Annotated in this window: 11 protein-coding genes; 7 read left to right on the forward strand and 4 right to left on the reverse strand. The window is 40.9% G+C overall.

Going from position 1 to position 13,630, the window contains the following annotated elements; all coding sequences use genetic code 11:
* Positions 1-3 precede the first annotated feature (3 nt).
* The 5 genes from CXF72_RS08735 to CXF72_RS08755 are packed head-to-tail and all read left to right on the forward strand — an operon-like array spanning position 4 to position 5,538.
* Positions 4-1,398: a hypothetical protein gene (locus CXF72_RS08735; RefSeq protein WP_232784924.1), complete on the forward strand. Its 1,395-nt coding sequence runs from the start codon at positions 4-6 to the stop codon at positions 1,396-1,398.
* Positions 1,353-2,621: an O-antigen ligase family protein gene (locus tag CXF72_RS08740; protein WP_101038582.1), complete on the forward strand. Its 1,269-nt coding sequence runs from the start codon at positions 1,353-1,355 to the stop codon at positions 2,619-2,621. The genes CXF72_RS08735 and CXF72_RS08740 overlap by 46 nt, the downstream gene beginning before the upstream one ends.
* Positions 2,614-3,705, forward strand: coding sequence for a polysaccharide pyruvyl transferase family protein (locus CXF72_RS08745; protein ID WP_101038583.1), 1,092 nt, complete (start codon positions 2,614-2,616; stop codon positions 3,703-3,705). Before CXF72_RS08740 ends, CXF72_RS08745 begins: the two co-directional genes overlap by 8 nt.
* 4 nt (positions 3,706-3,709) lie before the next feature.
* Positions 3,710-4,678, forward strand: coding sequence for a glycosyltransferase family 2 protein (locus tag CXF72_RS08750; protein WP_101038584.1), 969 nt, complete (start codon positions 3,710-3,712; stop codon positions 4,676-4,678).
* A 14-nt stretch (positions 4,679-4,692) separates the two neighbouring features.
* Positions 4,693-5,538, forward strand: coding sequence for a glycosyltransferase family 2 protein (locus tag CXF72_RS08755; RefSeq protein ID WP_101038585.1), 846 nt, complete (start codon positions 4,693-4,695; stop codon positions 5,536-5,538).
* 198 nt (positions 5,539-5,736) lie between these two features.
* On the opposite strand, the gene CXF72_RS08760 is transcribed toward CXF72_RS08755, so the two are convergent.
* The 4 genes from CXF72_RS08760 to CXF72_RS08775 all read right to left on the reverse strand — a co-directional run bounded on the left by CXF72_RS08760 (position 5,737) and on the right by CXF72_RS08775 (position 10,112).
* Positions 5,737-6,144 (reverse strand): hypothetical protein, encoded by a 408-nt coding sequence (locus CXF72_RS08760; RefSeq protein WP_232784925.1) that lies wholly within the window; start codon positions 6,142-6,144, stop codon positions 5,737-5,739.
* Positions 6,145-6,167: 23 nt separating this feature from the next.
* Entirely contained in the window at positions 6,168-7,178 is a 1,011-nt protein-coding gene (locus CXF72_RS08765) for a glycosyltransferase family 2 protein (protein ID WP_101038586.1), read from the reverse strand.
* Positions 7,171-8,430, reverse strand: a complete 1,260-nt coding sequence (locus CXF72_RS08770) for an oligosaccharide flippase family protein (protein ID WP_101038595.1) — start codon at positions 8,428-8,430, stop codon at positions 7,171-7,173. The genes CXF72_RS08765 and CXF72_RS08770 overlap by 8 nt, the downstream gene beginning before the upstream one ends.
* Before the next feature lie 224 nt (positions 8,431-8,654).
* On the reverse strand, positions 8,655-10,112 hold the full coding sequence (locus tag CXF72_RS08775) for a sigma-54-dependent transcriptional regulator (protein ID WP_101038587.1): 1,458 nt from the start codon (positions 10,110-10,112) through the stop codon (positions 8,655-8,657).
* Positions 10,113-10,702: 590 nt separating this feature from the next.
* Here CXF72_RS08775 and CXF72_RS08780 point away from each other — a divergent pair.
* Together CXF72_RS08780 and CXF72_RS08785 are read left to right on the forward strand one after the other, a co-directional pair.
* Positions 10,703-11,770 carry an ice-binding family protein gene (locus CXF72_RS08780; RefSeq protein WP_101038588.1) on the forward strand — a complete coding sequence of 356 codons (1,068 nt, stop codon included), beginning with the start codon at positions 10,703-10,705 and terminating at the stop codon, positions 11,768-11,770.
* Positions 11,771-12,052: 282 nt separating this feature from the next.
* Positions 12,053-13,630: hypothetical protein (locus tag CXF72_RS08785; RefSeq protein WP_157823222.1), on the forward strand; the 1,578-nt coding region annotated here is incomplete at its 3' end.

Raw genomic sequence — 13,630 nt, forward strand, 5'->3', positions numbered from 1 at the left:
TTTATGATGCAATTCCCCATCGTTATTTCACCCCCTAGCAACCGTTTTAGAACTACAATTTATCGTTTTGTCAAATCGCCGTATTTAATTTTTACATTAGGAGGATATTTATTAATTACGCTCATGGTTTTATTATACTTGGGCAAAGCGCCTGTTTATAAAAGTGAATTGGAATTAGTCTTACCCGGAACTGGCACATCATCGAGTGTCTCTATCGATAATGTTGGTCAGGTGGTATCAACTACCAGCGCACCTTTCTCGGGTGGCGGATACAACCCACGAGTGAATTACAAAGAAATGCTATTAAGCCGCGGCGTATTGGCATTAGCTCGTGAAAAAATGTTTTTGTCAGCACTTAGCTATGGACTACCAAAGGTAAATTTAACCGCCCAAACCTCAATTCTAGCCGTTAGCATCATTGGTATTAGTGCTAAACAAGCGAACGCAAAAGCTTGGGCGCTTTATCAAAGTTTACAAGAAGAATTAAATCGTCTGAGAGCCGATGAAATCAGACGTCGAGATAAAAGTACTCAGGGAGTGCTTGATGACTATCGGGTTAAGCTAAACGAGGCGCGCGCCAATATTTTACAGTTCCAAGAAGACTCTTTTTTAGTCTCCCAAGATCAGTTCGTGTTACTGGTGACCAGTTTACAAAGTATTAAAGAAAAACAGCTCTACCTAAAAGCCCAAGCTGCTAATCTTGGCGATTACAGTTATGGCTTGAGCGAAAACTTAGGTGTATCGTCAAATTTAGCCGGTAAGGCTTTGTTATTGCAATCAGATGTTGAATTTAGAGCTTTACTTAATGAGCTTGATACCAGTACCTCTCAACTTTTAGAGTATCAATCACGCTGGGGAATCGGTCACCCCAAAGTGATTGCTGAGCAACAGCGTTATGATGGGGCCCGCCAAGCATTGCTGCGCAGAAGTAACGAATTGGCGGGTCCACATGCTGCGAATTTCTTTGCTCACTCTGATCTTAAAATCAATCCAAAGCGTGCCGAAATGTTTGCTGCTTTAATTGAGGCTAAAGCTCGTCAACAAGGTATTCAGGCAGAAATAAATGACTTACAGCGCTCTGAATTACAACTCAGTGATCAGTTAAAAATATTCGCCCGAGAGTCTGCGGTACTAGATCAATTGCAGCGTAGATTTGATTTAGCTGAAGCTATTTTCACCTCTGCTGCAGCGAGATTAGAGGCAGGTAAAGCGGATGTATTTGCCTCATACCCTGTTCTACAGCTACTAACAGAACCATCGCTACCCACTAAAGAAAACAGCCCCATTCCTGAGCTTGGAGTGGCCGCGGGTATAGTGGGTTTCATTTTCCTTACTTCAGGAGTAACCGTCTTATGGAATCGCAGACGCATTATCAAAGTACTTTTGAAAAGAAGCTAATTGTTGGGGCTTTGCTATTTACCTATCCAATATATGCGATGGGTGGACTCTATATCACAGGCTCTGTTTTGGGTTGGACAGTACTAGCTCTGGTTTCACTGAGAGCTTTTATTGAAGGTGAAAATTCGTTTACTGGTCTTCCAGTGCTAGTTTGGGTCTGGGTCATGGGGATGTTAGTGATGCTGCTAAGTCTTTGGGTCGCACATGGACAATGGTCTTTAGGCAGCGGTCAAACGATCAAAAGCACCGTTGGATGGGCAAAGGGCTGGGCACTCCTGGGGTTGTTTCCAATGCTAGGTGCAATCGTCAAGCTTAAACCCGAAGCATTGATACGAGTCGTATGCATTGTTGCTAAACATAGCGCTATATTTGGCGTAATAACATGGTTAATTTACATGACGGGGTTGCCAGGTAAATTATTTGTCTCTCCCCTGCAAATTTTGGGCGGCTCAGGGGAGAATTTTTTTATGGTCAGCCTTTACCAAATCAATCCAGAATCGTCTGTTGGCCGTTGGCAATTCTTTGCACCTTGGGCTACTGCTGCCGGATTACTTAGCTGCCTTTTTGTTATCTTTTGCTTACAAGAAAAAGACAAAAACTACCGTAATTGGGGCCTTGCCGGCTGTATTGTTATGGCATTATTGTCACAATCTCGCGCAGGCTGGGCTATTTTTATCGTAATTGTCCCCACTTTCATGCTGGCCAACCAAGTTAACAACCCCTGGTTACTGGTCTCTATTGGACTGCTGTTACCTATTATGATGCTCTTAGGTGAACCTTTATATGAATCAGTAATGGATATCTTTCAACAAGTTAAAGAAGCGCGTCCCGCATCGACACGGGTGCGGGCTACGCTTGAAAACCTTGCCGTTCAACGCTGGCGTGATGAAGCTCCCATTTGGGGACATGGCATAGTTGAGTCAGGGCCAAAACTTGTTGAGTTCATGCCTATTGGTTCACATCACAGCTGGTATGGTTTGCTCTTCGTTAAAGGACTGGTAGGGCTTTTGGCATTGGCCATCCCCATGGTTTTGAGCACCTTGTATCTCTTCATTTTTGCTCATAACAACATTCAAGCACGCTCAGCACTTTGTATGTTGTTGGTTTTGATCTGCTACAGTTTTTTTGAAAATCTTGAAATTTTGGCCTATTTATATTGGCCGGCCTTATTTTGGCTCGGCATGGTACTTAAAAATCTTCAAGTCAGAGGTGCACATGTTTAAAAAATTCAATGCTTATCTTACGGGCTATTATGGGATGAATAATACCGGTGACGACGTTTTACTTTATACAAGCCGATGGGCAATACGTCATATATTAGGGTATCAAAGAGACTTAGTCAGCAGTGCCTCCAACATTAGCTGTCCAGAATTTGGTGACATTTCCGCTTACCCTACCGCTAAATTTCGTGGTCATCATCGTCTTGTGCATTATAAGAATGCTTTGCTAAGTGAAAATATCATCTTTGGTGGTGGTTCGGTTTTACATAGTGAAAAGGACATCCAATTTAAACGTCACCTGCTCGCTTTAACCAACGCTAAATCAAGCCGCTGTGTTGGTGTAGGTATTGAGCCATTTGAATCAATTAATGCAGAAAAAGCCTGTGCTAAATTTTTATCTGAATGTGGTTTTGTTGGTGTACGAGATGCCAACAGTTTAGAGATAGCGACGGCCATTGCACCACAGGCTAACGTAAAACTAACCTTTGATCTTGCGCCATTACTCTTATGTCATCAATCAAATCGTCTAGTGGCAATAGAGCGCAAAGGAGTGATGTTCAATTTTTGTCAGCAGGCGATAGACGCCTTTGGCCATACCAATGTCGATAATGAACGTCGCCACATCAAAATGGCCATTGAGACGATTAAAAAAACCTGGCAAAACACGAATGAAGACATTTACTTGTTAGATTTTAATGGTCATGCGGTCTTTGGTGATTTTCATCTTCATCAGCAAATAATCGCTGGCTTACCCGACCATATCCCAGTTGTCCATATTCCCTATGACCCCAATCCATTTCGAGTATTGCAACGAATGGCCCGGTTTAAAGTAACGGTGTCAATGAGGTTACACTCGGCGATCCTTTCTTATCTGGCGAATACGCCCGCTATATCGATAATTTATCATGAAAAGTGCAAGCGCTGGTGTCAGCAAGTCGGTGTGCCTGAACAGTACCAATTTGATGCGGGAGATCTTTGTCCTAAAATCTTGACTGACACTTTAACAAAAGGTCTTGGTATCGGTTTCACTCTGCCCACGATGAATACCGATGAGGCTATTAAGGCCACATTATTAAATTGGAGGTAATATTATGAATAAAATAAAGTTTTCAGTCGTAATCCCCTTATTCAACAAGACTAAAAGTGTCTGTCGAACCCTTGATTCAATTATTAAGCAACGCTTCCAAGCCGCAGAGATTATTATTGTTGACGATGGTTCAACCGATGACAGCGCAGAAAAAGTGTTAGCCCTTAACCTTCCGCAAGTCAGGTTAGTCAAACAAGCAAATCTAGGTGTATCAGCGGCCAGAAATTATGGGGTTTCTCTTGCAAAATATGAACATATCGCCTTCATTGACGCAGATGACCAATGGTCACCCTTTTTCTTACTCGAAATGAGTAAATTGATTGAGCGCTTCCCGGGGCACGAATTCTTTGCAAGCAATTACCAGAAAGTGTGTAACCATGATGTGTTTATCGACCCAAAACTTGCTATTGGTCATATCCCCCCTCGAGGATCTGTACTTGACAATTATTTTACCATTGCAGGGCATGGTGATCTGCCTTTCATGGTATCAAGTACTGTTATAACGCGTCGTTTATTTAAGCAAGTTGGCGGGTTTCCTGTCGGTGAAATTATGGGGGAAGATCAAGCATTATTCTCCCAAGTTGCCCTTTGGGCAAGTATTGTTTATTCACCTTTAATCCTCTTGAAGTATCACACAGACAGTGAAAACAGAGCCTGTGACAGACACCTGCCTAATGACTTATTGCCCTTTGCGAAGCGACTAGTCGACTGGGTAGATAATGAGTCTCACGATGCCCACTTAAATGAAGCTATTTTAACTTACTGTGCAGCCCATATCTGTCAGTTGGTTAAGTTAAATCTAGGGGTTGGAAACCTAGTGATAGCACAGCAGTTATTGAAATATCCATGCTGTAAGCTTAAACCTTTTCATTTCGTTGGCTTTTATCTGTGGTTATTTATGAAACTTATCTCATCCCCACGAGCATATTTAACTCAGCTTAAAGGGTCATCTATCAATATAAACTCACTTTAGTAGCAGGTAATATTATGAAATTAAATGCCATTTGCATCATTAAAAACGAAGTTGATATCATTCTAGAAACGCTCAACAACGCGCTGCGCTTTTGTGACAATATCTATGTATTTGATAATGACTCAACCGACGGCAGTTGGGAGCTGATATGCAACAAAGCCTTTGAGGATCCGAGAGTCGTCATCGCCGCCCATAGCGGTGAAATCTACCGAAATCAATTCAGAAATCGAATCTATAATATGTTTCATTCCCGCTTTTTGGCATCGGATTGGTGGTATATTTTAGATGCTGATGAAATGCTAACGGACGATCCCCGCCCAATGTTAATTAAGGCCATGCAAGGTAAAAAAAATCAAATGCGCGTATGGCAAGCCCAGTTTTATTTCACTGACAATGACTTAGCGGCATACAAAAAAGAAGATAAGACACTATCGGTTTCCGAACGACGTCGTTATTATCGAATAAACTGGCGTGAACCGCGTTTTTTCAAAAACTCACCTGATCAAAGCTGGCCAGAAGATATGAGTGGCAAGGTACCGTCATTTTGTCAAAAGTTGTATCATCCGTCACCCATTTGTCGGCATTACGCCCAACGCACGCCAGAACAGATAAAAATGCGCAGAGAAATTCGACTAAACAACCCTTTTAGTTTTTTACATGTTAAAAACAAATCAGATGATGACTGGTTAAAACAGGCCGATGACTGTTTTTATTATAGCGACAATAAAAAGATGATATTTCCATTAATGGACAGACTGAGTTTTTACGCAAGTCAAACCCGATACTGGTTGATTTGGCGTGTTAAGAATGTGTTATCACTAAAAGATATACTCATTGCCAAGTTTATTGGGCCAGTATAGAAGTTGTCGGCACTGAAAAGCTTTTGTCAAAACAACACCGGAGAGTCTTCAAAAGCATTTTCTCTGCCATTTGACTATGGCATAAGGATATTGGCTACTTTTGGCAACAGATAAACAAGCTTAATCGATTAAAACACTCAATAGTACTGAGTATTTCAATCGTTTTTAATGAAACTATTCTAGCTTAATAATATTTCCTTAGGTGCCATTAAACCAACCCCATAAGCCTATTGAAAAACCTTCCAACAGATCGATACCCAAAGCTGATTTGAGCAGATATAAAATAACCAAACCACATAGCGAGCTGAGTAACACGAACACGCTAAATATAAGGAGTAATGCGGCTAGGGCTAATGATTTTTCTCGCCGATTAAGCGAACGTAAATTAAGCCCCATTAACAACACATAATAGATGCGGTATTCTGTAAAAAAAATAGGAATGGTACCTCTTACATCGACTTTATGTTTACGATACTTGGCGGTTCCTATGGCCACTTTAATATGTTCGAGTTGGCTATCAGTAAATTTGGCTGCAGTTACCTGAGGTAGCCGGCTCAGGAAATTCATGATATCGGGATCTTGCCTAATCGAACTTTTAGTATTCAAAAAAACTCCTTTTTTATAAGTAGTTAACGTATACCATGGCCACGATACTTAACATAACTCATGACTATATTCTCCAACATACGATGAAACGACCGGGGTAATATTGAAATTAATGCAAAGCAAAATGTTGAAAGTGTCCGGAGCGGTTCTTCAATAATTATTCTAGGGTGAGTGATTAGCGCTTTGTGGATTAATTTAATGGCACTCCAGCTATTGCCTGAACGAATGGCTCTTCGAGCAAGGTAACGAAGTTGATAGGCTCTAGCCAAAGCCAGATAACGTTCAAAGAATTCTTCGTGACCGACGATATTTTTTTTAACGGCTAAACACCAATTAGCATATTGTTTGGTGACATTGGCCGAGAGTCCACTCTCGTTTACTCGATAATAGGTGAGAGGGACATCAATACCTTCAAATGTCCACCTTTCACGTAATGCGATCCGAAGCCAAAGTTCAATATCTTCAGATTGGCTTAACTCTTCGTCAAATACAGAGATATGGCCAGTTTTGGGACACTCAAAAGTCATTTCTCGAAGCAGTCGATGACGGATCACCGGTGCAGAACCATTACCAACCGGATTTCGGCAAAAGATATCCTTGCAAGTGAGCTTTTTTAGTTTAGGAAATTGACCTATTCCCATCAGTGTACCTTGTTCATTGACAAATAAAGAAGGGCAATAACTTACGCCTACATTGGGATGACTATTCAAATGATTGACATGGTAAGTTAGCTTTTCATGTGCCCAAAAGTCATCGGCATCAAGCAAAGCAACATAGAGCCCCCTCGCGGCAAGAATTCCACTATTACGGGCACCTGACAATCCCCTATTGGCTTGTTGAATAAGTCTTATGCGGGGATCATTAAATTGCCTGAGTTTATCAAGTGTACTGTCTGTACTGCCATCATTAACACAGATCACTTCAAAATTTTGGAACGTTTGAGCTAATACAGATTGAATACACTGCTGAATATGATCTTCAACGTTATACATAGGAATAACGACTGACACTATCGGTAACGATTGTTTATTCATTAGTTTGAGTCCTTATTGAAAGTGATTTTAATGGGCTAATATTCTGGCTCATAGGTGGCTTAAAAAATAAAACCAAGAGCCAAGTTGTACTATTTGCCAACACAACTAAAGCTAAAGTTTCTGGCGTCTCTGTTTGGAAAATCAGTAAACCCACTGTACTAATCACTAAACAAAACAAACGGACATATAATTCATATTGATAGGCCCCCTGCGATCGTAATATATTGCAATGAGTATCGACGTAAAGTCCAGATAATGCCGCGAGACATAGCAATGAAATAACCAGATATTGCTGTTGCCATTGTTGGTCGAACAACAATGGCACGTAAAAAGGTACAGCGATGGCTTGCAACAAAAATAGCAGGGCAACCGCAGTAGTAACGAGGTAGATCCAACAAATATGTTGTGATAATTGACCTTGTCTGTGTTTATCACAAAGGTAAGGATAAAGCGCCGAGTTAAATGCATTATTGAGCGACTGACTTAAGCCGACACCAGCACTTTTTGCGAAACTGTACAGTCCAAACATTTCTGGACTTAATAAACGAGCACCAATTAACATATCAAGTTGCATACGCAGAGCCCTTGCTAACTCGGTTAATAATAATTGACCTGAGGTTCTGCAAAGCACCAAAAATGTACTGAGGTCAAAGCCGATACCAAAGTGTTTCACCGGAGCAAAATAAAATAGGCATACCCACATGAGGCCAAACACCCATTTTCCATAGACAACCGACATAATGCCAAAATCAAAGATTGCAAATAGCGTAATTGTTAGGTTTTCAGCCAAAATACAGCTGGCATTTCGTACACTATAAAAACGCATGTTACTTGCACGGTGAATTAAAAATACTTTTATACTCACCAACGGATACAGTAGATAGACACCAGCCATTGCGACCAGCAATTGAGTGACCGCGGGGTTACTATAAAAATCGCCAATAGGCTTAGCCAAAACACTCTGTATTCCAGCTAACGACAAGCACACGACCCATTGTAATATTGCGCCATTTTTAGCATATTCTTTGAGGTTGTCATCAGAACACTGGATAATTTGTGTGCCCGCACCTGAGCGCAACATAAGCTTGAGGACCTCATGACAGGCTAATGCGAGCATGACGGTGCCATATTCAATAGCACTTAAATGAGCGGCCAATGCTAGGATCACCAGTACTCTGGAAATTTTTCCAGCGATTTCCGTGAGCAACAACCAAGTGGTGTTATCAAGTAAACGTCTGTTTTCACCTTGCATTAATCTAAATTTCACAACACCTACCTGATCAAGAGAATTATAGGAAACAATTCAAGAATCGTTCCAAGTACATAATAATTTTAACCACTTGAATTATAAGGAGTATTTTTTAATTAAATCAAAAGAAAGGGGGGTTTTTGCTATTTGCAAAAAATCAAAAATTGCAAATAGCGAAAAATAGCAAAAGGAAAAATAGATGGATACTGAGGTTTAAAGCGCCGTTATTACTGCTCTTGCCACTGTTGCATCTTGCGATACAAGGTAGAAGGACTCACTCGAAGTAAACTAGCCGCTTTAACGATATTATCATCACAAGCGGCAATAGCATGTTCAATAGCCGCTTTTTCGACTGACGCTAAACTGTGTACCTCTGTAGGGTTGTTGATCAAAAATGTAGATTCCTCATCCGACAATTGTTCTGTTAATCTATAAGTATCTAATGGCGACCTTTTACTGATCAGTTCACTTACCTGTCCTTCATTTAATTGCAACTGTCGAGCCAAATTATTTTCGGTTAACAGAGGCCCTTCTGACATCACCACGGCACTGTGAATAATATTTTCAAGCTGTCTGACATTACCAGGCCAACTGTAATGATTGATCAACTTTTCTGCATTGGCAGACATGCCAACAAATATTTTTTGTTCGATATCACTAAAGCGATTAATAAAATGTTGAGCTATTTGACTGGGGTCTGCCTCTCTTTCGCATAAAGGAGGCAGGTTAATTGAAATAACATTGAGTCTATAATACAAGTCTTCTCGCAAATGCCCATCAGAAATTGCCTCAAAGGGCAATCTGTTGGTGGCACTGATAAATCGAATATCAACCTTTTCTGTTTTACTGCTGCCGACCCTTTGAAAAGTACCCGTTTGAATAAACCGCAGAATTTTGGCCTGTAAAGCGATATCCATCTCACCTAATTCATCCAAAAACAAAGTACCATTGTGAGCAAGTGTTGCGGCACCATCACGGTTTGATATTGCACCAGAAAACGCGCCTTTGATATGGCCAAATATTTCAGACTCCATCAGTTCGCGCGGTATCGCTGCACAATTAAGGCATATTAAGGGTTGATCTTTTCGTAGACTTAAATTGTGAATGGCATCAGCGGCAAGTTCCTTACCTGAGCCACTTGGTCCAGTGATAAATACCGATGCAGAACTTACTGCACAACGTTCAATGGCATCGTAAACAAATTGCATCGCAGTTGATTGACCAATAAAATGCTGAAAGTGACGTTTTCGTTTGGCTTGCACCTGATCGAGGGTGTGACGCAGTAAGCTTCGCTCCGCAAGAACTTCTCGAAAAATCAAGGCCTGCTGTATGCTTAATTTTAACTCTTTGTTATCCCAGGGCTTTTTAATATACCCCCATATTTTACCTGCGTTTATTGCGCTTATCACATCAGTCAGTTCTGTGTAGGCGGTAATCATAATTCTTACCGTGTCTGGCCATTCAATAGCAACTTTTCCCAGGAATTCATTACCATTCATGCCTGGCATACTTTTATCTGAGATAACGATATCAATGTGATTTTTCTGCAAAATTTTCAACCCTTCTTCTGCAGTAATTGCGGTATGTACCTCTAAATTCATATCGTGAACCAAACGCTTCAACGATAATAAGATATTTATCTCATCATCAACAAATAAAATACTTGCATTAGTTTGTCTGGTCATTGGCAATATCTCCTTCGTTACTTAGATAGTTCCATCTCACAATGGCACATTCTTAAGCTATTTTCACTTATTAGTTTTTTTAATCAGTGAATGAATCAAAAAACAAATAAAAACATTTTTACTTTGTTGTACATAGCTCAGTAAAACTGAAATAACTACTGAACAATTAATCAATAAAGCCTCGTTTTATCAGTTTTGGCATTATCACCAGTCCATTCCATGAACAAGTTAAGCTTGTCAGTGGATATTTTTTAACATAGGTCCCGTCATTAGCAAATTGCATAGCAAATTGCGAAAATTGATGTGTAAATTTATCTACCAATAGCTACATATAAAAATAAAATATAATTAATAAATATAAATCAATGAGTTAAAAGACACAATAAACTGGCATGAATCTCGCTATACAGGTTTGTAACCTGATAAGTTTATCAGTGGCGATGAGGATCTCATGTCCTCTCGTGGTTTCACTCGTCTAAATTTTCGGCATACGGCAACCCCTTATCGCGGCTAGGACGGTCAAGAAGATTTGGTAACGATAATAATGGAAAAATATCAATAGAGTTTATATTTCAATTAGGGGCAGGTATATGAATAACAAACAGTCAACTATTTTTTTATGCAGCATATTATTAATCAACTCAACCGTGTCGGTAGCCGACTCACTGGTAGGTCCTGACTTGATCGGTTACTCAGCAATTGCTGTTGCGGCAATAACGATAGAAGCAGATGGCTTTGTCAGTGATGATCTCGGTTCACAAGCGGCGGTTAATCTCGGGGCTGGGGCTGAAACTGCAAACCTATATGCGGGTGCCGCGGTGACTACAGGTGCTGGCTCTAGCGCCGGCAACATATATGCTGGTGAAGCCGCTGGTATAGGTGCTGATGGTACCGCTGGCAACATATATGCTGGTGCCGCTGTTGTAATAGGTGCGGCAGGAAGCGCTGCAAACCTCTACTCTGGTACCGCCATTAGTTTGGGCGATGGTGCCTCTGTAGGAGATATTTATGCAACGGGGATAATCACCGGAACAGGGGCTAATAGTACCACAGCCTACACTAATACGGCATCGAGTATAGATGCCTATAAAGAAACATTAGACACCGCAAAAGCCATTGAACAAATAACGAGTGCGCAGGTAATTTTATTTGGCCTCTACAGTGATTTTTCTCTGCCTACAACATTGGGCACTTATACTTTTGAACCTGGCGTATATGAAGGCTCTGCGCTGACTATCACTGCAGAGTCAACCATTACCCTTGATGGCAAAGGTGAAGAAAATCCTTTATGGATTTTTAATTTCAGTGGGGCTCTGTCGGTGGGTGCTAGTACCATGTTCGAAATAACTAACGCAGGTGCTGGTGCTAGTGTGATATGGAATACCGGAGGTGCTGTAACGCTTGGGGCCCAAACATCTTTCATTGGCACCGCTTTCGCCAATGGAGCTATATCCGGTGGTGCTGGCTCAAACGTTAGTTGCGGCAACTTATTTTCTCTAGCGGCGATAGATATAAGTTCGCTGATATCAACAAATTGTATCGGTACAGACACATGGGCTGGCTCAATTAATGGGTTAAATGATAGCCTCAGCATTACGGATGGCGTCGCGTCAAATGGTATATCCGTGCCATTCAAAACGTGTCCAAAAAATTGGTAAAACTTATTTTAATAAGCAACAAATTAACGGTTCATGTACGATTTAATACTTGGTTAAAAAAACCAAGGAAACTTACATACCAGCTTGACCAGAACTTACTAATGGGTGTATTAATAAGCAACAAATTAACGGTTCATGTACGATTAAATATTTGGTAAAAAAACCAAGGAAACTTACATACCAGCTTGACCAGAACTTACTAATGGGTGACCCCATTCCTGTATCTTAATCATATAGGGATTACTTACTACTTTATTTTTTACATTCTTAGGTGATGTTGGATTGATGGCTTTTAACTTATGGTTGTATACATTAGGAATTAAAATCAATAGCTTGCGATGTTTTCAACGCAATACTGTGGCTTTTATTGTTCTCTTCGGAGCGTTAAGTCTCTCCCATGCACAAGATCTGGTGACTGCTGAAAAAAAAGACGGTAAGTTTCACACCACGATTTTTCCAATAAATGCTTATGGGTTTGCAGGCGGAGATGAAAAATCGGTGGGGTTTATTGAGTCGACCGAACTCGATATTACTTGGTGGTGGCTGTTCAGGGAGCCTGTTTACTATCACACTTTGAGATGGAAGCTCAAAGACGCAATTAAAGTTGAGTTGTACTACGGATATTCGATTTTTTTACACCGCCGTGCTCTCAAGCTCTACCCGGATCTGTTGGCACGTTATGACGATCTACAACCCCTGCATATGGAGATTACCGTAGACGTCACATTACGAGCTATGTCGATAATCAAGCCTATTAGTGGTTATGGGACTTTCTTTGAAGGCGGCCAGTTTACTTACCGCAGAGTTATCAAAGACGTAGAATTGATGGTCGTCCGTTCTGGGGGCGATGGCGAAAACATGAGTTCCGGTACACCACCTGATGGTTTTAGAGAGTTTACTAGCTATGCTGTTAAGCCCGGTTTTGGGCAGGGCTACGGATTATCGAAAAAGGAGGTGGAAAAGAAACTGGCAGCGACCTTTATTAACACGGGCACAGTTGAGTTTCGTAATGCGCTAATATCGGAAATCCAAATTCCAGAAAAAGAAATTAAATCGATTTACGATACTTTGATGTACCGTGAAAATGGTTGCCGTGAATATACTGACAACCCGCTAACATGGACGTGTAAGAAAAAGGATGTGGGGAGTGAAAAAACACCTGTTACTGAAACTGCATCAGATTTTTGGAACAACGGTGGGATTGTGGAATCTGAATCTCAAGTTGGCATTAAAACTAAAGCTGAGACTGAGGAAATAAAGCCCCAGATAACGGACAGTGATAATTTTTGGAATGATGGCGGTCAAGTCGCTTCGAAATCCAATGATACTTTTTGGCAGGGAGGCTCACAGGGAGAGACGCAGAGTAACGAAGCCGAGAAATTTAAAATTGAAACACGTGGTCGTACACAAGGCGTAGTATCCTTGTCTGGTGAAATTTTAATACCGTTTAAAGCTTGGGAAATCAAATCTTATAAAGGAGGAATAGCGCTTGCCAGTGAAACGGAGCGGGATTCCAGTACTTGTGAGGTTGATGTCGTTCCACGAGCGTTACAGTGGTCATTTTCGGCAGAAGGCTGGGCCTATAGCGCAAGCGCGATTACTGAAGGCTATGTTGGTAAGGAGGGAACTTGGCTTACACCACCCCAAAAGACACTCTCTGCGCCTAACATAAGAATTCGTGGGTACAAACATGAACCTTATATGCAGGTTCGACAAGATTATTATGAGCGGACCTATCCAGAGAAATATGATCGATTTTTAAGGCGTCACAATAAAAAAATGAACAATTGCAAAGCAGAAATCTCTGATAAACGGCAGAGCTTTCTAAGCAAATATAAAAGTGAAGGATATCAACTTAAA

Source organism: Psychromonas sp. MB-3u-54 (assembly GCF_002836415.1).
Lineage (GTDB): Bacteria > Pseudomonadota > Gammaproteobacteria > Enterobacterales > Psychromonadaceae > Psychromonas.

Bases quoted from the DNA above. Each gene is read 5' to 3' on its own strand.
- CXF72_RS08745 (WP_101038583.1), top strand. From the start codon at position 2,614: ATGTTTAAAAAATTCAATGCTTATCTTACGGGCTATTATGGGATGAAT.
- CXF72_RS08765 (WP_101038586.1), bottom strand. From the start codon at position 7,178: ATGAATAAACAATCGTTACCGATAGTGTCAGTCGTTATTCCTATGTAT.
- CXF72_RS08750 (WP_101038584.1), top strand. From the start codon at position 3,710: ATGAATAAAATAAAGTTTTCAGTCGTAATCCCCTTATTCAACAAGACT.
- CXF72_RS08775 (WP_101038587.1), bottom strand. From the start codon at position 10,112: ATGACCAGACAAACTAATGCAAGTATTTTATTTGTTGATGATGAGATA.
- CXF72_RS08735 (WP_232784924.1), top strand. From the start codon at position 4: ATGATGCAATTCCCCATCGTTATTTCACCCCCTAGCAACCGTTTTAGA.
- CXF72_RS08755 (WP_101038585.1), top strand. From the start codon at position 4,693: ATGAAATTAAATGCCATTTGCATCATTAAAAACGAAGTTGATATCATT.
- CXF72_RS08770 (WP_101038595.1), bottom strand. From the start codon at position 8,430: ATGCAAGGTGAAAACAGACGTTTACTTGATAACACCACTTGGTTGTTG.
- CXF72_RS08740 (WP_101038582.1), top strand. From the start codon at position 1,353: ATGGAATCGCAGACGCATTATCAAAGTACTTTTGAAAAGAAGCTAATT.
- CXF72_RS08780 (WP_101038588.1), top strand. From the start codon at position 10,703: ATGAATAACAAACAGTCAACTATTTTTTTATGCAGCATATTATTAATC.